The organism is Sphingobacterium spiritivorum (genome assembly GCF_016725325.1).
Taxonomy (GTDB): domain Bacteria; phylum Bacteroidota; class Bacteroidia; order Sphingobacteriales; family Sphingobacteriaceae; genus Sphingobacterium.
The window spans coordinates 3835626-3856269 of the sequence record NZ_CP068083.1 but is presented as its reverse complement, the minus strand read 5'-3'; the positions used below and the strand labels follow the sequence as shown (position 1 = coordinate 3856269).

Genomic DNA, 20644 nt, shown 5'->3' with positions numbered 1-20644 from the left:
TGCTCCGAAATTTATCAAATATCATACCCAAATAAGGTTATTTATTATTTAAGATCATTTTCCATAAATGCCATTGTACTGCCTATCCAGATCGCATCTTTTTTATTAAAGTTCACATTTACCATTTCAGCTTTAGTCATCCTTACAATATTTACTAAAATTTCTAATTCGCTACTTCCCTCCGCTTTTCCAAATAGCAGTCTGATTTCAGCTTTAGAGAATTCCCCGTTTATATCCTCAAATATCGGAGCATAGTTTACCTTTTGTTGCAGGATATAATTCTCTTTATCCTCAATTTTGTCAACATCTTCCTGAGTCGGATGTATATTTACACCGCTCCCGGCAAATGAGAAAAGTGGTTTTAACACATACTGGCTATAGTCCAGATTTTGAGGGCTCTCCTTCAAAAAATAGCTTTTGGGTACATATGCATGATTCAGCTTAGGCAGAATAAATTTAGAAACCTTAAAGAACCAGTTCGGGTGCGTTACCCATGTCACATCTACATCATCAGTAAAATGAAAATCTGTTTTCAGATCCGGAATATGATCTATTTCATCAAAGATCACCCTATTGTAAATACGGTTTACTCTTATTTTTTCACCATTGTTTTCATAGAAAAGTCGACGTCCCTCTTTGATAAGTTTAGTGAGACAAACGGTTTTTATGCCCAGAAAACTTTCCGTAACCTTAAAATCTATGGCTGTTTTCTGTTGCTCCGGATATATTTCCAGCAGAATAACATTTTCGGGATTTTCGTCTCCTACAACGATCTTTTTCAACTTTTCTATATATGCATCTAGTGGAATACGCCTTTTGAAATTATCCAGAAAAGGATATACAGAACGAAGATTCTCTTCGTACTGACGCTGAAAACCAAATAGCGAAGGGAAAGCCTGAAGTTCAATAAGCTGAGGCTCCAGCTCTCCCGATTTATTTTTGCATATTCCGAAATCAACAGACAGAAAATGACAGTGTGTATCATCTCCCGGCACAAAGGAACCAGATGGTATGGCTTTACCAAGCTCCTCTTTAGAAAAGGTATCTATCTGCTGAATAATAGATTCAGCAGCATCAAATAGTTTATTCTGAAAGGATTTATCAATGAAAACCGGACTTTCAGAAAGTCTAAAACCAATATCAGTATCCGAATACTGCTGGCAGATATCTATTAATTGCTGATACTTCTCTGATGAGAAAGCTTCATTAAATTGTTTTCTGAAATGAGCTATCATACGGTTATGTTTTTATACCAGAGAAATAGATTTGAGCACCTGTTTGGCTGCAAATGCTAAAAACCTGGGCAAAATTTCTCTTCTTGTTAATACTACTTTATCCTGATCATTAATACGATCAACAGTTTCCTGATATTTCTCCAGTCCATGATCTTCGATAATACTGTTTCTGTATTTTTCAATCTTTAGTGCTTCCATGAATCCTGTCGGATCTGCTTCCGGATGAAACTGTGTGCCGAATATTTCGTCAGAAAACCGGATAGCCATTACAGCTCTTTCCAGATCAACATGCGGCCGTATCTTTTCCAATGCGGTAATCTTCATTCCGTATTTATCAAGATGATCGGATTTAGGGCGGACAATCTGATAGGCTCTGGAATCTACAGCATAAAAAGGTTCCGGAAGATTCTTCAACATAAAATCCTGTTCCGCGTCTTCTGTTTTGTGAATAGGCATAACTCCGAAAGAGTATGATTTTCTTGGTATGACTTCTGCCAGATCCCAGTAAATACAGGCCAGCTGGAAGGAATGACAGATTAGAAACAGGTATTTTTTAGCTTCATTTTCTTTATTATGTTTCCATATTGCATTCAGAAAACGCAAAAAGCTTTCTTCCCAGGCATACCCTTCTTTATGAGGATTTCCGGGACCACCGGAGGAGATAAAAATATCAAAATCCTGAATATCCGGCATTTCATATCTGGAACGGACATCAAAAAGCTCTATGCAGACTGCATAATCTGCATCTGCCTTAAAAGCTTCTGATATATCTTTAATATTACGCATTCCCTGATTGGGGTAATTATTGTTCATATCGAGTAAAGCGATCTTCACCTCATGATTTATCATATATAAATTTTCTATTGTAGAACGATATAAAAAGCTGTTAATTCATTAATGCAAATATCAAAGCACTGATTTCTCGGTTTCGCAGATCATGTAATCGACAACCTTCTTTATGTCTCCCGTATCCTGAAAAACCGATAGCTGCCGGTCTGCTCCTGTTCCCATTTTGACAATCTGACGGGCATATTCAACTTCCTTACGGCAACCTAATCCATCTACAACATCATCTATAAAATCCAGTAATTCATCTAATAAAATCGCATAAGGGACACTTGCTTCTTTACCAAAATCTATCAGATCAGCATGTATTCCGTCTTTAGATGCTCTCCATTTATTTTCGCTGAGCAATAATCTGCGATAAGAGCGGTAACTGATATTCTGCTGGTGCATTTTATAGATCTTTGCGACTAAGGATTGCATGATCGCAGCCAGACATATTGTTTCATCGATAGTGAAAGGCATATCACAGATTCTGAACTCTATGGTCGGATAAAACGGATGTACCCGAAGATCCCACCATATCTTTTTGGCGTTATCTATTGTACCGGTTTTGATCATCAGATTGACATAAGCATCAAATTCAGCCACACTGCCAAAGTAACTGGGAATACCTGTTCGGGGAAATTTAGCAAAAACTTCCTGACGGTAGGATTTAAAACCAGTAAGACGTCCTACCCAAAAAGGCGAATTGGTAGAAAGCGCATAGACATGTGGCAGAAAATAACGCATCACATTCTGTATTCGTATTCCTTCTTCCCGATCAGGAATTCCGATATGTACATGAAGACCAAATATCAGGTTGGATCGTGCCACATCGCCCATATCGTTCACAATTTTGTTATAACGTTCCGCTTTGGTAATGATGTTGTCTTTCCAATGGGAAAACGGGTGTGTCCCACCTCCTGAAACCCGGAGTCCCTGATCGTGCGCTATTTTTACCAGTTGTCGCCGGAGTCCCGTCAGTTCTTCCCGTGCATGTTGAATATTCTCACAAATACCGGTTTCCATTTCCACCATGGATTCGTGCATTTCATGTTTCAGATTTTCACTTAAAATAGCCTTTCCGCTTTCAATAATCTTGGAAACATGTGATACCAGATCTCTGCTCTCCGCATCGATTATCTGATATTCTTCTTCTATACCTATTGTAAACTTGTGCATTTTGGTTAATTTTTTTGGTTTTACCTTCTGAGAAAAATCACTGTATTCTTATCGGATTGAATCCTTGACAAATGTTCCCCACGAGATATTCGGGTTACCGGGAGTATATTCCTTTGCCTTCTCTATGGCAAGCTTAGCAGCATGCTCCACTATCCAGGCAAAATTTTCCTCTCCCACCGAGTTTTTGTCCGCATCCGGTGCGGGATTACAAAAATCAATAGCATAGGGTATACCCTCCCGAACTGCAAATTCCACCGTATTGAAATCATAGCCTAAAGCCTGGTTCATCTTAATGGTATAGTCCTGAATAGTTTTTAGCAGATCCTTCAGCTGTTTTCCGGAATATTGAGACTGGGCAGCATATCGCAAATGGTGAGGATTCCGCGGTTCGTAAGGCATAATATGAACATATTTCTTACCTAAGCAATAAACACGGTAATAGTCCTCGAAGATGATCTCCTCCTGTACCATCATCACCAATTGATCGGTCTCTTCAAGTTTTTTCCATAAGTCTTCAGGATTTTCAACACGGTACACATTTCTCCAACCGCCTCCGTCATGGGGTTTCATATAGGCCGGGAAACCTACATAATCAAAGATATATTGCCAATCGTGTGGAAAGCTGAGGTTTCTGAATGATGTTTCAGAAGTGTTTGCAGGTCTTTCATGCGAAGGGAGCAAGACTGTCTTGGGTAACGGAATACCCAACTTACTCATTAATGCATTGTTGAAGAACTTTTCATCAGCACTCCACCAGAAAGGATTATTGATGACGTAAGTCCCATTGAGAGCCGCATTTTTGAGATAGGCTCTGTAAAATGGCACATCCTGTGATATACGGTCAATAATAACAGCATATCCATAATCTGCACCCTGTTCCAAAATGTCTATTTTTACAGGCTCAGCGATTATTTTACCTTTTCCCAATTCATTTACTTTATCAATAAATGCCCACGGAAATGTATCTTCCATTCCGAAGAGTATTCCAACTTTCTTTGCCATAACATTATATTTTTAGGTTAATTGTATTTGTTTTATTTCCTTTTTATGAAAAATAAGCCGCTATAAATCTGGGGAAGACCATCCTCCACAAGGGCCAGTCATGATCAATCCATTTGGCTTCATCATACCAGTGATCAATTCCTTTGGATCGTAAGATATCTGACATTCTCAGATTCTTATTCAGACATACATCCTGATCAGAGGTACTGAGTACAATATGCATATGACCAAACTTCCAGGAAGCATCGTTCTGCATAAATTCTTCAGGGCAATTAAAATAAACGGTGTCACTGCTGAATCCATCCATAAAATTACGGATGGAAAATGCACCAGACATAGCAATCAGATGTGACACTACATCAGGAAACCGAAAGGCAAAATTGGTAGCATGATAGGCTCCGAAGCTACATCCGGCAACAGCTACACGATGTACATTGTGGGTCTTCTGAATAAAAGGAATATACTCCAGGAAAAGAAAAAGCATATAATTTTCATAACGGGCTATTCGCTCATGTGGGGGAATATGTGTGTTGTAGAAATTGTCCTGATCCAGTGTTTCCAGATTAAAGAGTTTCACTTTACCATTTTTAGTAAAATAATTCACGGATGCATTGAGATTAAAATCAGCATTCTGAACAAAACTACCCTGAGAAGTAGGAAACATAATAACGGGGTAGCCGTAATGTCCCGTTACCTGTATATTAATAGTCCTTCCCAGCATATGGGAATAGTAGTCTGTATATTCTACTTTTGGCATATTTTCATTTTTTAAGTTAGGAAATTGGTTTAGCCTGCGGTGGCAGAATACTCAGATGATGAGTATAGATTCTTTCGGCAGCATTATCCAGAGCTTCGTTGATTTTGTCTGCAGAATCAGACCGGTACAAAAGGCTGATATGATATTCCAGATCCAGCGATTTAACGAGCTCAGCTATCCGGAAGTCCGTAATATCAGGAAATTTATCTTTTGCCAAAGCTATAATAAGTCCGGCAAAACAATCTCTTTTATAGCTAAGCTCATAACTGGATTTATTCAATACCGCAGTTTCAATCTTCACCCATTCTCTCCAAAGATTAACATGGGTTGAGACTTCTATCATATCTGCGATATGTGCTCCGCCCACCCTGCAGGAGGTTTCGAGAAAATAAAATTTCCCGTCTTCGTTTCCTTTTATAAACTCCGAATGTGTTGTCCCGTGTACAATACCAAATTTTGATAAAACCTGTTGATTTATCTTTTCGAGCGCTTTGAAGTCTTCTGAATTTTCTGCCAGTGTCTTGGTTCTGAAGACTCCTCCTTCATGAGACACAGCCATTGGCGGAGACAAATACTGAGAGCAGGAAATAAATCTGATTTCTTTGTCATAGATGAGACAATCAACATGAAAAACATCTCCCGGTTTAAACACTTCCAGCAGAAAGTGAATCCGGTCGTCATTAAGATGCTCCATAGCCTGCCACAATCCGACTGCACTGTGAATTTTTTTTATTCCGCTGGCTGAGGCTTCCGAGCGGGGCTTCAACACCCAGGGTGCGGGGTTTTCTTCCATGAATTTTGTAATAACAGCATCATTAAAAACCGGAACAAAGGGAGGAATATGAATGCCGCCATCTTTTGCCATCTGCCGCATTGCCAGCTTATCCCGGAAATATCGGTAAGTCGTTTGCCCCATCCCCTGTATTCGGAAGGTTTCCCGGATTAAGGCCGCTTTTTCCACATCGAAATCATCTAAAGCAATGACGGTATCGATTTCATGGAATTTCATAAGATAAGCGAATCCTTTGATCATGTGATCAGAATTCCAGACGGAAGGTTCAGTTTCCGGCATGTAATAGACTTCATCAATAGCATGCCAGGGCCAGTTTTTGTCTTTCAGGCTTTCAGAAGTAATCAGGATGACTTTATTGCCCAGCTTTTTGCATTCATCCATAAAGTCATAGCCCTTATAATAGCTGGAAAGGCATACAAATGTTCTCATAACTATCAGGTTTATAAGTTTTTCATAAAATCCAGTAATAGACGCACACCATATCCTGTAGCCGCTTTCTCTTTAGCATAGCCCACATTTCCGAAGCACATTGCTGCAATATCCAGATGCGCCCATCTGGGATGCTCATTAATAAAATGTTTCAGAAAAGTGGCGGCTACAATACAGTCGCCAACAGGTTTAAGGGATATATTCTTAAGATCAGCTACATCAGATTGAATCTCCTCTTCCCAATCTTCCCACAAGGGTAAATTCCAAAGACGCTGACCGGTTTTCTGTCCGGACTTGAGCAGTTGATCCTGTAATGTTTGATCGTTTGAAAAAAGAGCTCCGCATGTACTGCCAAACATTCTTACGGCACTACCTGTAAGTGTTGCCAGATCGATCAGATAATCCGTTTTGTAATTTTTTGACAGATAACTCAGTCCGTCAGCAAGTGTCAGGCGTCCTTCGGCATCTGTATCCAGGATTTCTATAGTCTTTCCGTTATAAACAGTCACTACATCACTTGGCAGGTAAGAATGATTGGAGACCGCATTATCCGTTATTGGTAATATGGCTATAATATCAACCGGAAATTTCATCTTAGCCGCAGCAATGAGAACCCCAAGTACAGCCGTAGCACCTCCCATATCACTTTTCATATAATGAAGATTTGCAGAAGGTTTGATAGAGATTCCTCCCGTATCAAATAAGACACACTTTCCCACCAACCCTACGACAGGAGCTTCCTCTGTGCCACACCTGTATTCCAAAATAGTAAAAGATGCTTCCTGACTGCTTCCCTGATTAACAGCCAGAAAAGCACCAAGACCATGAATTTCACTATCCTGTCTGTCAAATGAGGTATATTGTAAATTGTATTCCTGCGATTTCTCCTTCAAAAAAGCATTCAGCACAGTTGTTCGTTTAAAGTTAGCCGGCTTGTTTAACCAGTCCATACAGATAAACTGCCCCTCACAGATGGCTTTTATTCTAGCCAGGCTGATCTTTTGATCATCCAATCCCTCCCACTGAAACTTATCATCCCATATCGGATGCTGCGCTTCAAAAGGATATTGATAAGTTCCCAGATAGAACCCGAGCAATATATTCTCCAGACCTGTTATATCCAGCACGTCATGATGCAGATAGGTAGAAGCGGGCAATAGTTTTTCTCTGTTGTCGCCGGAGAATTTATGACCGATGTCTACCAGTACACTTTCAGAGCAGGAAGAATTGCCGATTCCCAGAAAAAAAGTTACCTCCTTTTCTGAAGCTATCACGAAACTTTCACTTTTCCTGCCCGAAAAGAACTTATCCATAGCATCGGGATAGGCAGACTTGTGTGCTATCCATGAAGCTTCGGAATAGATATAGATATGTTGAATTATCTCAGACATTTTCCTTTTCTTTAGTATATCTTTTCTTTCTCTCTATCGGATTTTCCAGTTTATCAAAAAACAGCCATTCCAACGCCCGGGGAAATTCCTGAGACCAGTAAAACTCTTCATGCTTTCCTTCCGGATGTATACTGGTTTTCACATCAAATTCTATTGATTTACTCTCTTCCCATCGGCTCATAGCAGTTTTGAACAGCTTAATACGCTTGACCATATCAGATCCTTCCAGTTCGCCACCATAGACATATACTTTGGTATAATAAGGCTGATGGAAGCTGAGCATCGGAAAATTATTATTGGGATTCAGCCACAATGATGGTGAAAACAACATCAGCTTCGAATAGACTTCCGGATATAGAAAACCACCATAAATACTGATAAGTGCGCCCAAAGAGCTACCTCCTATTCCGGTATGTTCCCGGTCTGGCAGCGTCCGGAAATGTTGATCAACATAAGGCTTCAGTGTATCTGTTATAAATCGGATATATTTCTTACCCTCCGCTTTCACTGCATACTTATTATCATCTTCAAATACGTATTCCTGTATACGAAGTTCACTGCCGTGTTCTACTGCAATAATGATGATATCACCAATTCCGTATTCGGCAAGTAGTGAAAGTTTTCTATCGATCTCCCAGTTACCGAACGGACTTTCTTCATTAAACAGATTTTGAGCATCCTGCAGATAAAGAACAGGATAACTTTTTTCTGTTGTTTCATAGTCATAAGGAAGCAGAGCCCATACTTTACGGGTTTTATTCAGTTGAGGAATGTAAAAGTTTTCGGAGATCAGCTCTATTTTGGGAAAATATTCTTCTTTAAACGGAGCCCAGTTGAGACGCCAGTCTTCCACAATATCTTCAACGACCTTTGCCTCCTTATTCACTTTCCTGTTAGGTGTGAATTGTGCATCACTATCGATTTCTACATTTTCCCAGCCACCTTTGGTAAATTTATATTCTATTTCGGATGGCAAGTTTTCGTCATTAATATCTATACAGTATCCTTCCTCAGTCTCCTGAAGACTAAAGCGCTTGTCCCTGGGATTCCAGTTATTGAAATTCCCGGTGATGAATACAGTTCTTTCATCGTTATGTTCTGTTTTCAGAAAAAACTTCATTGAAATCTTTTTATAAATGGAGTTAATTGTTTTAATAGTTATGCGTATCTATGTCAAACTATTGATTGACATATTCTACATCTTACAAAAGTTTATAATGCATTTACTGCAAAAATCTGTTTAAGCAGTTGCGGTAAAAACAACAAAACATTGTTAGTTAGCGTGTTTAAAAAAAAACTAAATAAAATAACTAAATAATGATTATAGCTAGTGTGTGAATAAAGTAAGGTATATAACCCGTTATTAGTTAGTTTAAAATATTGATAATTATATAATTAAAGAATTTACAATATAAGTTCCTTAAAGAAATATTAATCATCATTATAAATATATACAATTAATGATATTGTTTCAAACGTAATGTAATAATATTTCAATATTTGTCGTTCCAGCGCTACATTGTACGAATCAAGACATCATTAAGAGAGTATGCATTGATATTCAATACAGGTTTGGCAACTTCGTAAGTCGGTTGAAGAGTAACCTTTTAACCGGTTGAGGAAAGCTATTCCAGGAGAGATAATTAGCCTTATTAGTTATAAATCCACATCAGGACCGGTTTCTTTGCACCTCTCAATCTGGCATCAATAATTTTCATAGCCTCGTTCGAAACCGTAGGACAACCCCAACCCTCTGGACTCCCCTGCGGAAAGGTCTCTGCATCATTCATTTTTTCCCACGAATGAAATACAATTATTCTCTTTAATGCATTATCATTGGTTTTTTCAAGACCGTGCAGGATATATTTTATATTTATTCCCCAATTGCTATACCCCCTAGCCCCGATTTTATACTTTCCAAGAGAAGAAAGATGGCTTCCGTCTTTGTTGCTAAACTCTGCCTTATCTTTGGATTCATCGGAAGACCAGTTATTAAGTCCGCAACCGTGTCCGACCAGATACTCTTCCAGGATTCGCTTATTCTTAAAATCCCAGATAAAGAACCTGTTAATACCGGAATGGAGTTTCATATCAATAAGAATACAAAAGTCCGTACTGAATTTCTTCTGCTTACAGAAGGTCAGTGCTTCCTCAGCCTTTTCTTGCAACTTTACAGAATCAACTTTAGGTCTGCTGCTATCCTCTTGTACCTGTTTTGCAACCGGAGTTTCTACTTTCCTTTTATCTCCCTCCGCCTGACAATTAATCATCGTCAGCGAAACAAACAAAACCAAACCGGCAACTTTAATATTCATAATCAGAACTTTCTTTATACTTACAATATACATTATTTTAAAGACATTTATCCATTCACTCCATCTACGTTTTAATCTGCAGAAAAAAGCCTGCTCTCCATCTGGAAAATCAGGAAATATAAATATGCTGTTGTTCGAAAATTTCCCTTATATTTCATCTGTTTACTGAAGATTATGAAAGATTTAAAAAACAGCAATACAGCAACGTATATGTGGCAATACGCCAGAATAGTATTTGCTTTACTCATCATATTGGCTAAAAACACGGCTTCCCATGCCCAAACAGACTCTTCTGTTTTTAACAATAAAAAATTAGTAGAAAAGTGGATAAAAGATAATAAAGTTCCAGTCCTGGGTCTGGGTATAATTGAAAATGGAGTACTTCAACAGGCAACAGTATACGGTGATCTCAAGGAAGGGGTCGCAGCACCAAAAAACACAATTTTCAATGTCGCTTCCCTGACAAAGCCGGTAACTGCCATCGTAGCATTAAAATTAGTGAGTCAGGGTAAATGGGATCTGGATGAGCCACTCTATACCTACTGGACAGATCCTGATATTGCCCATGATCCCAGAAACAAAAAACTTACTACACGACATGTACTGAGCCATCAGACAGGTTTCCCGAATTGGCGTTGGGAGAACGAAAATGAGAAACTCGGATTCCAATTCGATCCGGGAACAAAATATCAGTATTCAGGTGAAGGTTTTGAATATCTGCGAAAAGCTTTGGAAAAAAAGTTCAGAAAATCATTGCAACAATTAGCAGATGGACTTGTATTTAAACCGGTAAAAATGTCGGATACACAATATATCTGGAACAAAAGTTTAGACAGTACAAGGTTAGCTCCAGGCTATAACGAAAAGGGTGAAATTTATCCGGTAGTAAAGAATACTACGCCCAATGCAGCAGATGATTTAATGACAACTATAGAAGATTATGGTAAATTTATGATCAGTGTTATGAATGGTGAAGGGCTAACGAAAAAAGTATTTGATGAAATGATTTCCAGACAGGTATCGACTACAAGAGGAAAACACTTTGGTCTTGGATTTGAAATTTACGATTTTAAAGATAGCACATACGCGCTATCACATGGCGGGTCAGACAAAGGGGTAAGGACAATTGTATTTATGCTTCCGGAGACAAAACAAGGCATATTGATTTTCACAAATTCGGATAATGGTGTAAACCTGTATGTGGATTTATTACAGTATTACTTAAAGGAAAAAGGTCGTGAAATAGTAGATATAGAAACCAAGAATACCCTTTAAAACTTATGAAAATAATTATACAGCGACATTTCCGGTAAGAGATGTCGCTTACTTTTTGTAGATTGACGGCTTATTTAGCTCTAAACCTAAGAAAACCTACAGTCTGAATCTATTGCAAAAATTTAATGTGACGGAGGTCTATCGGGGTCAAAAAATAAACATTCAATATCAGGTAAGTCAGATTCCTTGTTTCCTGATCAGAGAAGACAATTAAGTCATTCTGCAGATCAGGAACTGTAAAAAGCAAATGTGCCGCACAATTCTCTATATTATGTCTGAAACTACTGGTTTTTAAGCAGCAAACTCATCTTATTCTCTTATCTTTGCGGCTGATTTTAATACGAGCATATAGTGATCAATGTAAATAATATCTCCGTATCTTTTGGAGGAACAACACTTTTCAGCGATGTATCCTTTTCTATCAATGAAAATGATAAGATCGCCCTTATGGGGAAAAACGGAGCTGGTAAATCCACCTTATTAAAAATAATAGCTGGTGTAGGCAAACCTACTACAGGTAATGTGAGCGGGCCCAAAGATGCCGTAATTGCCTACCTCCCTCAACACTTGCTGACGCAGGATAATATGACCGTATTTGAAGAGACGTCAAAAGCCTTTGAAGAAGTCTACAGCATGCGGGATGAACTGGAAACACTCAACGAACAATTGAATATCCGGACAGATTATGAAACGGACGATTATATGAAACTGATCGAACGGGTCTCTGAATTAAGCGAAAAGTTCTATTCGATCGAAGAAACCAACTATGATGCTGAAGTCGAAAAAGTGCTGAAAGGACTTGGATTTGAGCGTACAGATTTCACCCGTCAGACTTCAGAATTCTCCGGAGGATGGCGTATGCGGATAGAGCTGGCCAAAATTCTTCTGAAAAAGCCGGACCTTATCCTGTTGGATGAGCCGACTAACCACATGGATATTGAAAGTATACAGTGGTTGGAGGACTTTTTGGTAAATTCGGCCAAAGCTGTTATTGTGATCTCCCATGACCGTGCATTCGTTGATAATATAACCAACCGTACCATAGAAGTCACTATGGGTAAAATATACGATTACAAGGCTAAATACAGCCATTATCTGGAATTACGTAAGGATCGCCGTCTGCATCAGTTGAAAGCATACGAAGAGCAACAACGTTTTATTGCCGATAACCAGGAATTTATTGATCGCTTCAGAGGTACTTATTCCAAGACGCTACAGGTACAGTCCCGGGTCAAAATGCTGGAGAAATTAGAGATCATTGAAATTGATGAAGTGGATACATCTGCTTTAAGGTTGAAATTCCCGCCATCACCCCGATCAGGTCAGTATCCGGTCATTGTAGAAGAGCTCACAAAATTGTATGGAGATCATACTGTATTCGAAAAAGCGTCGATGGTAATCGAAAGGGGTGAAAAAGTAGCCTTCGTCGGTAAAAACGGTGAGGGTAAGTCTACGATGATAAAAGCCATCATGGGTGAAATAGACTTTGAAGGAACATTGAAAGTTGGCCACAATGCCAAAATAGGCTATTTTGCACAGAATCAGGCAGCCTTACTGGATGAGGAGCTGACCGTTTTTGAAACTATTGATCAGATTGCTATCGGTGATGTTCGCGTCAAAATAAAGGATCTGCTGGGTGCATTTATGTTTAGCGGTGACGATACCACTAAAAAAGTGAAAGTTCTCTCTGGAGGTGAGAAAACACGTCTGGCCATGATCAAATTATTACTGGAACCGGTGAATGTATTGATACTCGATGAGCCGACCAACCATCTTGATATGAAGACAAAAGATATTATTAAGGATGCTTTACAGGATTTCGATGGTACGTTGATACTTGTATCGCATGATCGTGACTTCCTGGATGGATTGGCAAAAAAAGTTTTTGAATTTGGCAATAAGCGTGTTCGGGAGCATTTTGAAGATATCAAAGGCTTCCTGGAATATAAGAAAATGAATAGCCTGAAAGATATAGAAAAATAAGATTCAGGAAATGGCGAATAAAAATGCCCGGAGTTACAGTACTTCGGGCATTTTTTTTATTGGGGCAAAAAAGTCATAGGGTTGATCAAGAGGAGTCTGAAAAATTAATCTAAATCAGCTAATGACATCAAGAATATTATCTGTTCTTTTCCATATCTTTACATAACAAGCATACCTGCAATATTAATTATGAAAAACATACTAATCTCTCTTACACTTATCTGCGTTTTACTTTTCACATCTGCGACCGCTGAAAATAAAACACGGTTTACGGGTTGTGAAATGGCTTCCACGTATGCAGAGCTGGCTTTTATGACCTTCAAAAAAGCCTATCAGTCTACTTCCATTGAAAATGCCAAACCCCTGTTAAAAGACGGAGTCGCCAAAGCGGCAGAGGCATCGGCATATGCGATTATACCATCCTGCAACTGTGCCAATGCAAAAAATTATGCACTCAATGCAGTTACCTTTGGTAACAAAGCACTTAAAGAATCCGACCTGGAAGGTATGAAAAAATGGACTAAAAAAGCGATGGATATGTCACTGGATGTCTTAACGGCGACACCGAACTGTAAGTAATATCTCCCACAGTCAAGCTCAAAAGTCCGCATTTGAATGAATAAGATAGAATAAACGTTTGTAAAGATTCCTTCATATTCATCAGCTTCTCTTTGATTATTGAAATAGTTTTTTTTAATTTGGCGGATTGAGTGATTTATCAGTCTAAAAAGCGAAAAATAATGGAAAACAAGAAGATTGCGGTATTATACGTGGATGATGAGGAGAATAATTTGCTTTCCTTTAAGGCGACTTTTCGTCTCAAATATGACGTCTACACGGCTATAAGCGGTGCAGCTGCCATAGAAATTGTTAAAAAAAATCCTGTCAATGTTATTATTACCGATCAGCGTATGCCTGAAATGACAGGAGTAGAATTTTTAGAAGAGATTATCAAACTTGATCCGCATCCTATGCGAATCCTGCTGACGGGCTATACCGATATGGCTGCAGTCATAGACGCAGTCAATAAAGGAAAAATATTTCATTATCTGAATAAACCCTGGAGTGAAGAAGAGCTGGATCAAACAATAATACGTGCTTTTGAAGCTTATAATGAAAGAGAGAAAATAATAGAGACAAATTCACAGCTGGAAACTTCCAACGAACAACTGGAATTTCTTCTGCGTCAAAAATTACTTTCCTGACAAGTCATACGAAGACACATTACTTGCTCGGAATGATAACCTTAAATGTCGTTCCGGTGCCAAGTTCTGACTGTACATCAATTATACCCTTTAATTTCAGCAGGGCATTCTGTACATTATAGAGACCAAATCCCATTCCTTTTGCCTGATCACTACCTCTGAAAAATAATTTGAATATATCACTTATATGTTCGGAAGAGATTCCGATCCCGTTATCCACAACGGTAATTGTTGCCTCTGTTTCTGTTACGTCAACAGATAAATTCACCACCTTATTCTCTACTTCCCTGCGCTGATACTTGAAAGCATTTGACAACAGATTATGCAGAATCAGTTCCAGAATAGCTTTGTCACTTTTGAATACATGGGCTTGCTCTACGGTGATTTTAAAAGCAACTTCTTTATTCTGGGTATACATTTTATAGAACTGGGCTATATTTCCGAATAATTCTTTAAAATCTATGTCAGATAAAAACAACTCTCCTCTTCTTAACAGATAATAGTCACGTAAGCTATCAATATAAGCATCCAGACTAATCAGTGAATCGTCCATCAACCCCAACAGCTCATGAATACGTTCAATACTATCAAACTCCGAGGCAAGTCTCACCGCTGACAACACCCCTGTCAGCGGATCACGGAGGTCATGGCTCACGCTGTAAGCAAACTTATCCAGTTCGTCATAAGCCTTCTGTAGTTCTTCATTCTTGATCTCCAGCATCGAATTGGCGATATAAAACTTATCCGCCTCTTCCACTGCAGAGATAATATCTTCCTCTACCCACGGTTTACGAACAAACCTGAAAATATGTCCCTTATTCACCGCATCTATCACTGTATTCATATCAGCGTAGGCAGTTAATAAAATACGAATAGGCTTAGGAAAATCTTTCTTTATACTGTGTAAGAAGTCCACACCCAGTTCTTCCGGCATACGCTGATCACAAAAGATAATACGTATATCAGGATTGGCAAGAAGTATCTCCCGTGCTTCTGTCGTATTTGATGCTGTGAGAACAGTATAATTATATCTGAAATTAGCTTTAAAGCCAATCAGATTGTTCACTTCATCATCAATATATAATATTACGAGTTCTCTTTGCATAATTATCTATTATGGTATTTCCTCAACAACCCTATGAGCGAAGTTAATGATAATTTATCGGACATTTAGGTTTACTTTTTAATCAAATATTTTGTTGGATCGGAAGAATCAAAGTAAAAATTGTTCCCTCTCCGACTTCGGATTCGACAAGGATCTTACCGTGATGTTTAGCAATTGTATTGTAGGCTATTGACATTCCCAGTCCGGTACCTTCACCCACATCTTTAGTTGTAAAGAATGGTTCGAAGATTTTTTCCCGGATTTCTTCTGGAATACCTATGCCATTATCAGCTATTTTTATGTAAATAAAGGATTCGTCGTCATATATACCAGTCTCAATTTTTAACTTCCCACCTGCCTTATTATCAAATTTCTTGTTAATGGCATAAATCGCATTTGTCAGAATATTTAGAAATACCTGATTGAGCTTACCGGCATGACATTCTATTTTTGGCAAATCACCGTAGTTATTTTCGACTTCAACACCTTCTCTTACCAGACTATTGAGAATCACCATCGTAGACTCCAAACCTTCGTTTATATCGGCAAATTTGAGTGTATCTTCATCTACACGTGAAAATATACGCAGGCTTTTTACAATCTCAGCTGTACGGTGCGCACCATCATGCATACCTTTCAGTAGAAAATCAACTTCTGTTTTCAGATAATCTACATCTAATTCCTGTTTATAGGCTTTGATCCTTGCCTGTTTTTCACTATTGCTCAGCTCATCTGACAACGCCAGACGTTCGACTTCCTCTACCATCTCCCAGATCATCCGGATGTCGCGCTTAAGCGGTGCCACGTTAGAAGTTACGAAATTGATAGGATTATTGATCTCATGAGCCACACCAGCCGTAAGCTGCCCTAAGGAAGCCATTTTTTCAGCTTCTACCAGTTGTGACTGTGTCTCTTTCAGATGGGTCAATGTAGTCTGCAGAGATTCGTTGGATTCGGTCAATTCCAGTGTACGTTCTTCTACTTTCTGTTCCAACACTATATTCTGTTCCCGGATCAGGCGCTCGTTCTCCAAAGAAATAGCCAGTTCCCTTGCCTGAGATACTTCCTTTTCTTCTTTCAGGATATTAATACTGTAAGCCAAACCAAATGAAAGGAGAGCCATCTCTATGACGGAAGCTAATTGTACAGCATTACTTGTGAAATTATCATACTCGAGTAAACCATAATCTTTTAAAAGAAAAACGACTGACCCCAAAAGGAGAATCGTCCATCCAAACACAAAATATCTTGCCGGACGGAAACCATTGATCATGACGCGGTAAGAAATATAAAGCACGTATAAAGATGCTACCCCTGTAACGAGTTGCATACAGAGAAATGCCTGTTGCTCCAACCCGAATATCACCATAAACAAGCTTATCGTGAAAAAGATAATAAATACGCAGAAAAAACGTCTTGCTTGCGGAGCATTCTTCTTTAACTGAAGAAAAGTATAGGCAAAGAGTAGCGCACTCAGGCCGGACAGACATCCGAAAATAATAGGTCCCTTTGTTGCAAAAGACGGCCAGTCAGGCCATAAATACTGAAAGCTGTACCCTTTTATACCCATTTGCGTGATTCCGGCAGAAACGACATAAAGTACATAGTAGAGATAATCTCTTTCCCGAACGGAAAAGAAAAGAAAAAGGTTATATATCGCCATAATAAAGACAATACCGATATAAATACCACTTACCAGGTTATCTCTGTTTACCTGCGCTACAAAGCCAAGCTCATTACTGATATGGACGGGCAAGATAATCTGTTCTGTACTATTGATCCGCAGGTAAAAAACCTTCGAACTGTTTTCCGGAAGATGAATATCAAATACATAATTCGGTATCTTATATTGTCGTTTTGAAAATATAAGATGCTCCCCCAGTTTGATAGAATGATATTCACCTGAATCAGAAGGTACGAACAACTCGACCTCATCCAGTAAAGGATAAGCGATTTCAAGCAGAAGATCTGCTGCATGACCTTGATTTGTAACCGGCAGCCGCAACCAGATATCAGATGAAGAAATACCCAGATTAGGCACCTCGCTGTTTAATGCTATAAAATCTTTAGAAGCCCGGATCTCCGCAAAGGAGACCCCATCTTTGCCCATATAGCGTTCGAGACTCTTTCCAACAGTTAGCCTATGGGTAGCATCATTAATGATTACCTCAGCATAAGATTGAAAATTGCTGGCAAATACAAAGAAAGATAACAGGATAATCCACAGCCTCATCTCAGTTGCTTTATTTTACAGCTTTAGTTATAACAAGGTTCATGGAAACCGTAAAATAACCATTATTATCGGCAGCTAATAAGCTATTTATAAAATCTTCCGATTCTTCTTTTGTCAATACAGTTTTATCTACCATTTCAGCCAGTATAAGATCCAGAAATACGTAGCGGTTGGCTTCTTCCTTTGTACGGACAACCATGCAAAAAGTATCCAGCTGGATATTTCTGAAACCGTTTGCATTCAGATCCGCTGTCAGTTTATTTCCTGCCCAGCCATTATTTACTTTTTGTCCGGTCAGATAATTACGGATCTTCTGTTCTGTTGCGATATGCTGTGTATAAAAATTAAGACTGTCCCATATGGTTTCTACAACAACAAAGGGATGATCAGTTTTCAAAACACGGTATACTTCCTTAAATGTGGCTTCCGGCTCTGTTAAATGCTGAACAACACGCTCCATACGTATTCCTGCAACACTATTATTTTCAAAATCAAGCTTATCTACCCCACCCTGAACAAAATCAATGTTTTTTCTTTCACCTACGGTAGTTCTGGCATGTCCGATCATAGTCTGATCATGGTCAATACCGATAACCTGACCCTTCTCTCCTACCATATCCGCTATGTTGATAGCGTCCATACCGGTGCCACAGCCCAAATCTAAAATCACACCCTGCGGAAGATTTGCAAAAGGCGTATACGAATGAATTTTTAACTGTTTAAGAAAATCGCCCGTGTCCATCAAATAACCGGCACCATAGTGTTTATTATCCATTTATAATATATTTAAATTTCGATCATCCAGTTTATAATCATTTGGGGCATATTTCAGGTTGTTGATGACCTGCTGCAGATCCCACTGATCCAGATTTGGAATATCAATCTGATAGTGGATTTCAATCTCCTTATTGCGGAGAGTCTCCACACGCACAATATTCGAATTCCCGCGAAGCGATAAAATAGCATCTTTATTTTCCTGATCCGCCTCTGTCAGTGTATCCAGATTTCTCATAATCATCACTGTTGCCAGAAGATCCAGCTTCGGATAATAAAAAGTTCCGTTGTTGCCCACCGTTGTATCTATACGATATCCCACACTTTCGGCAAGTTTGACTGTATACGGAGCGCAAAGCGCAAATAAGGATTTGATCCCAACCTGCGTACTGATCGCCGCACCTGCTCTTGTCAGGAAGATACTTCCAATTCCATATCCTGCAATTTCCCGGGAATTCCACAAACCACAGCCTTCTCCTGTTCCCTGTTTTGCATATTGATGCACAAGATCATATACACTTGCATCCATTGCTCCTGTTGCCTGCTCTATCGGAAGCGGTTCGCTACCACCCGCTACATGAATGCGGACACCGCCATACACCCTCTCTCCATCTAATGATTCGACAATCAAAACGAAAGCAGCAGGATTGTACATCCAGTCGTTTTTAGAAGATGTAACCTTCTTTACACCTATAGCGGTCAGGACATGAGCATGCCCTTCTATAAAACGTTCACAGGTCTGTGGATCATCAATAGCACGAAATGCTCGCAATCTCACTACCGGACGTCCATCGTTAAATACTAATGCCACGGAAATGTTATAAAAATATTCAATTGAAACACAAAACTAATCAATAAATACTAAAGCTGTTACTGTTCCGAAAAATAATATGATGGTATATTCCATTTCTGTAATACTGCTTTTATTGCTCCAGTGTGAGGTACTGAATTTGACATGCAAAATCCGAAAAACACTCTCAAACCAGCAGTAAATATGCATCTGTTCTGAAGAACCGCCTAAACTTATGTATATTTGAGAGTGAACTAATACAATTACCCTATATCAATCTATGAAAACAGAAAATCTAAAAGAAATGAGCGATGAAGAATTGCTTAAAAAACAAAAACTTACAAGTACAGTAACAGGTATTCTTGCAGGAATGCTGCTTCTGCTTTTGATTTTAGCCACTTACATTTCACTCACAAAAGGATTCAGCGCATTGATCGTTATTCCTATTGCACTGTCGCCGACACTTATGATGAATTTTAAGACCGTCAAAGACATAAAGCAAGAACTGAAATCCAGAGGGCAAGCATAAACTATTTATAAGCAGATAAAAAGCATACCTTAACTAAAGATTATCATTAGATTCTTCATCTGAAATCAGTTCGCTTTATATATATCAGGCGAACTGATATTTTCGTTATTTTACTCTTCTTTTTTGACCTTGGGTGCATTATACCATTGTACAGCTTTCTGCTCTTCCCGTTTTATGAAAGAATCTTTAGCTGCATTATAATCATTCCCATCTATCCATTCTTGTGTACTCAGTTTTTCTTTAAGCACTTGATATTCTTCCCTCACAACTGCATGATTACGCAAATACTCCCTGAATGCGATATGACGGTTCCAGTGTTCGGAAGCTAAAGGTAATATATGAATATGGGCAAGACGCCATTTGTGATTGTGCAGCTCCTCAGGCACATTTGCTAAAGTGGTAATATGCACAGGCAATCCCAGCTTACCAGGAGATTGATTCAACTTTACAAAGAATCTTCTATACGGCATATCTGTATTATAATTTTCATAATAGATGTAATCCTGAGCCATCAGCAGCGCAGGAATATTATCCAGGTTTTCAGGATTCTTTAACCCGATCAGAATATCAATGATTGGTTTTGCAGACAAACCTTTGACAGAGGTACTGCCAATATGTTCAATCTGTACATCAAATTCGTTCAGATAAACCTTCAGTTCAGCTTCAAGAGCTTTAAAAGCTGTCGTCCACAATGGATTATACTTTTCAAATGTTACTTTCATATGTATATAATTGTCCTTAAAGAAATAATGAAGCAGTCAGATTATACCATCTGCAAATCTAAGATAAAGATTGGTTTGAAACTGTCTATTGATAACAGA

19 protein-coding genes are annotated in these 20644 nt (G+C 38.8%); 5 read left to right on the top strand and 14 right to left on the bottom strand.

Annotated elements, in window-relative coordinates; translation table 11 throughout:
* Positions 1 to 44 precede the first annotated feature (44 nt).
* The 9 genes from I6J02_RS16175 to I6J02_RS16135 all read right to left on the bottom strand — a co-directional run bounded on the left by I6J02_RS16175 (position 45) and on the right by I6J02_RS16135 (position 9929).
* The gene (locus I6J02_RS16175; RefSeq protein WP_201678868.1) at positions 45 to 1235 is read right to left on the bottom strand and encodes a hypothetical protein; all 1191 of its coding nucleotides are present in this window, start codon (positions 1233 to 1235) and stop codon (positions 45 to 47) included.
* Between the two features lie 12 nt (positions 1236 to 1247).
* Positions 1248 to 2084 (bottom strand): type 1 glutamine amidotransferase, encoded by an 837-nt coding sequence (locus I6J02_RS16170; RefSeq protein ID WP_236582044.1) that lies wholly within the window; start codon positions 2082 to 2084, stop codon positions 1248 to 1250.
* A 57-nt stretch (positions 2085 to 2141) separates the two neighbouring features.
* Positions 2142 to 3242: a carboxylate-amine ligase gene (locus I6J02_RS16165; protein WP_201678867.1), complete on the bottom strand. Its 1101-nt coding sequence runs from the start codon at positions 3240 to 3242 to the stop codon at positions 2142 to 2144.
* A gap of 48 nt (positions 3243 to 3290) precedes the next feature.
* Positions 3291 to 4244: a RimK family alpha-L-glutamate ligase gene (locus tag I6J02_RS16160; protein ID WP_201678866.1), complete on the bottom strand. Its 954-nt coding sequence runs from the start codon at positions 4242 to 4244 to the stop codon at positions 3291 to 3293.
* Between the two features lie 43 nt (positions 4245 to 4287).
* Complete coding sequence (locus tag I6J02_RS16155; protein WP_201678865.1) at positions 4288 to 5001, bottom strand: alpha/beta fold hydrolase; 714 nt, start codon at positions 4999 to 5001, stop codon at positions 4288 to 4290.
* A 16-nt stretch (positions 5002 to 5017) separates the two neighbouring features.
* Entirely contained in the window at positions 5018 to 6223 is a 1206-nt protein-coding gene (locus I6J02_RS16150) for an acetyl-CoA carboxylase biotin carboxylase subunit family protein (RefSeq protein ID WP_201678864.1), read from the bottom strand.
* 11 nt (positions 6224 to 6234) lie between these two features.
* The gene (locus tag I6J02_RS16145) at positions 6235 to 7614 is read right to left on the bottom strand and encodes a leucyl aminopeptidase family protein (protein WP_201678863.1); all 1380 of its coding nucleotides are present in this window, start codon (positions 7612 to 7614) and stop codon (positions 6235 to 6237) included.
* Positions 7607 to 8734, bottom strand: coding sequence for an alpha/beta hydrolase-fold protein (locus tag I6J02_RS16140; protein WP_201678862.1), 1128 nt, complete (start codon positions 8732 to 8734; stop codon positions 7607 to 7609). The genes I6J02_RS16145 and I6J02_RS16140 overlap by 8 nt, the downstream gene beginning before the upstream one ends.
* Positions 8735 to 9266: 532 nt before the next feature.
* Positions 9267 to 9929 carry a murein L,D-transpeptidase catalytic domain-containing protein gene (locus I6J02_RS16135; RefSeq protein ID WP_236582042.1) on the bottom strand — a complete coding sequence of 221 codons (663 nt, stop codon included), beginning with the start codon at positions 9927 to 9929 and terminating at the stop codon, positions 9267 to 9269.
* A 174-nt stretch (positions 9930 to 10103) separates the two neighbouring features.
* Here I6J02_RS16135 and I6J02_RS16130 point away from each other — a divergent pair, with 174 nt between their 5' ends.
* From I6J02_RS16130 to I6J02_RS16115, 4 genes are all read left to right on the top strand, one after another.
* Positions 10104 to 11204: a serine hydrolase domain-containing protein gene (locus I6J02_RS16130; RefSeq protein ID WP_201678860.1), complete on the top strand. Its 1101-nt coding sequence runs from the start codon at positions 10104 to 10106 to the stop codon at positions 11202 to 11204.
* A 351-nt stretch (positions 11205 to 11555) separates the two neighbouring features.
* On the top strand, positions 11556 to 13187 hold the full coding sequence (locus tag I6J02_RS16125; protein WP_201678859.1) for an ABC-F family ATP-binding cassette domain-containing protein: 1632 nt from the start codon (positions 11556 to 11558) through the stop codon (positions 13185 to 13187).
* Between the two features lie 189 nt (positions 13188 to 13376).
* Complete coding sequence (locus I6J02_RS16120) at positions 13377 to 13766, top strand: hypothetical protein (RefSeq protein WP_201678858.1); 390 nt, start codon at positions 13377 to 13379, stop codon at positions 13764 to 13766.
* A gap of 161 nt (positions 13767 to 13927) precedes the next feature.
* Positions 13928 to 14392 (top strand): response regulator, encoded by a 465-nt coding sequence (locus I6J02_RS16115; protein ID WP_201678857.1) that lies wholly within the window; start codon positions 13928 to 13930, stop codon positions 14390 to 14392.
* A 19-nt stretch (positions 14393 to 14411) separates the two neighbouring features.
* Here I6J02_RS16115 and I6J02_RS16110 read toward each other — a convergent pair whose 3' ends face one another.
* The 4 genes from I6J02_RS16110 to I6J02_RS16095 form a co-directional block, all read right to left on the bottom strand.
* Positions 14412 to 15497 carry a sensor histidine kinase gene (locus tag I6J02_RS16110; RefSeq protein WP_201678856.1) on the bottom strand — a complete coding sequence of 362 codons (1086 nt, stop codon included), beginning with the start codon at positions 15495 to 15497 and terminating at the stop codon, positions 14412 to 14414.
* Positions 15498 to 15579: 82 nt separating this feature from the next.
* Positions 15580 to 17730, bottom strand: coding sequence for a 7TM diverse intracellular signaling domain-containing protein (locus I6J02_RS16105; protein ID WP_201678855.1), 2151 nt, complete (start codon positions 17728 to 17730; stop codon positions 15580 to 15582).
* A gap of 10 nt (positions 17731 to 17740) precedes the next feature.
* Positions 17741 to 18505 (bottom strand): methyltransferase domain-containing protein, encoded by a 765-nt coding sequence (locus I6J02_RS16100; RefSeq protein WP_201678854.1) that lies wholly within the window; start codon positions 18503 to 18505, stop codon positions 17741 to 17743.
* A complete protein-coding gene (locus I6J02_RS16095) occupies positions 18506 to 19315 on the bottom strand; it encodes a hypothetical protein (protein WP_201678853.1) in 810 nt (269 codons plus the stop codon).
* A 259-nt stretch (positions 19316 to 19574) separates the two neighbouring features.
* On the opposite strand from I6J02_RS16095, the gene I6J02_RS16090 reads away from it, so the two are divergent.
* Positions 19575 to 19823 carry a redox-active disulfide protein 2 gene (locus I6J02_RS16090; RefSeq protein WP_201678852.1) on the top strand — a complete coding sequence of 83 codons (249 nt, stop codon included), beginning with the start codon at positions 19575 to 19577 and terminating at the stop codon, positions 19821 to 19823.
* A gap of 110 nt (positions 19824 to 19933) precedes the next feature.
* On the opposite strand, the gene I6J02_RS16085 is transcribed toward I6J02_RS16090, so the two are convergent.
* The gene (locus I6J02_RS16085; protein WP_201678851.1) at positions 19934 to 20545 is read right to left on the bottom strand and encodes a GrpB family protein; all 612 of its coding nucleotides are present in this window, start codon (positions 20543 to 20545) and stop codon (positions 19934 to 19936) included.
* Positions 20546 to 20644 lie beyond the last annotated feature (99 nt).

Excerpts from the sequence above, each read along its gene's own strand:
- I6J02_RS16175 (WP_201678868.1), bottom strand. The coding sequence starts at position 1,235 with ATGATAGCTCATTTCAGAAAACAATTTAATGAAGCTTTCTCATCAGAG.
- I6J02_RS16170 (WP_236582044.1), bottom strand. The coding sequence starts at position 2,084 with ATGATAAATCATGAGGTGAAGATCGCTTTACTCGATATGAACAATAAT.
- I6J02_RS16165 (WP_201678867.1), bottom strand. The coding sequence starts at position 3,242 with ATGCACAAGTTTACAATAGGTATAGAAGAAGAATATCAGATAATCGAT.
- I6J02_RS16160 (WP_201678866.1), bottom strand. The coding sequence starts at position 4,244 with ATGGCAAAGAAAGTTGGAATACTCTTCGGAATGGAAGATACATTTCCG.
- I6J02_RS16155 (WP_201678865.1), bottom strand. The coding sequence starts at position 5,001 with ATGCCAAAAGTAGAATATACAGACTACTATTCCCATATGCTGGGAAGG.
- I6J02_RS16150 (WP_201678864.1), bottom strand. The coding sequence starts at position 6,223 with ATGAGAACATTTGTATGCCTTTCCAGCTATTATAAGGGCTATGACTTT.
- I6J02_RS16145 (WP_201678863.1), bottom strand. The coding sequence starts at position 7,614 with ATGTCTGAGATAATTCAACATATCTATATCTATTCCGAAGCTTCATGG.
- I6J02_RS16140 (WP_201678862.1), bottom strand. The coding sequence starts at position 8,734 with ATGAAGTTTTTTCTGAAAACAGAACATAACGATGAAAGAACTGTATTC.
- I6J02_RS16135 (WP_236582042.1), bottom strand. The coding sequence starts at position 9,929 with ATGAATATTAAAGTTGCCGGTTTGGTTTTGTTTGTTTCGCTGACGATG.
- I6J02_RS16130 (WP_201678860.1), top strand. The coding sequence starts at position 10,104 with ATGAAAGATTTAAAAAACAGCAATACAGCAACGTATATGTGGCAATAC.
- I6J02_RS16120 (WP_201678858.1), top strand. The coding sequence starts at position 13,377 with ATGAAAAACATACTAATCTCTCTTACACTTATCTGCGTTTTACTTTTC.
- I6J02_RS16115 (WP_201678857.1), top strand. The coding sequence starts at position 13,928 with ATGGAAAACAAGAAGATTGCGGTATTATACGTGGATGATGAGGAGAAT.
- I6J02_RS16110 (WP_201678856.1), bottom strand. The coding sequence starts at position 15,497 with ATGCAAAGAGAACTCGTAATATTATATATTGATGATGAAGTGAACAAT.
- I6J02_RS16105 (WP_201678855.1), bottom strand. The coding sequence starts at position 17,730 with ATGAGGCTGTGGATTATCCTGTTATCTTTCTTTGTATTTGCCAGCAAT.
- I6J02_RS16100 (WP_201678854.1), bottom strand. The coding sequence starts at position 18,505 with ATGGATAATAAACACTATGGTGCCGGTTATTTGATGGACACGGGCGAT.
- I6J02_RS16090 (WP_201678852.1), top strand. The coding sequence starts at position 19,575 with ATGAAAACAGAAAATCTAAAAGAAATGAGCGATGAAGAATTGCTTAAA.
- I6J02_RS16085 (WP_201678851.1), bottom strand. The coding sequence starts at position 20,545 with ATGAAAGTAACATTTGAAAAGTATAATCCATTGTGGACGACAGCTTTT.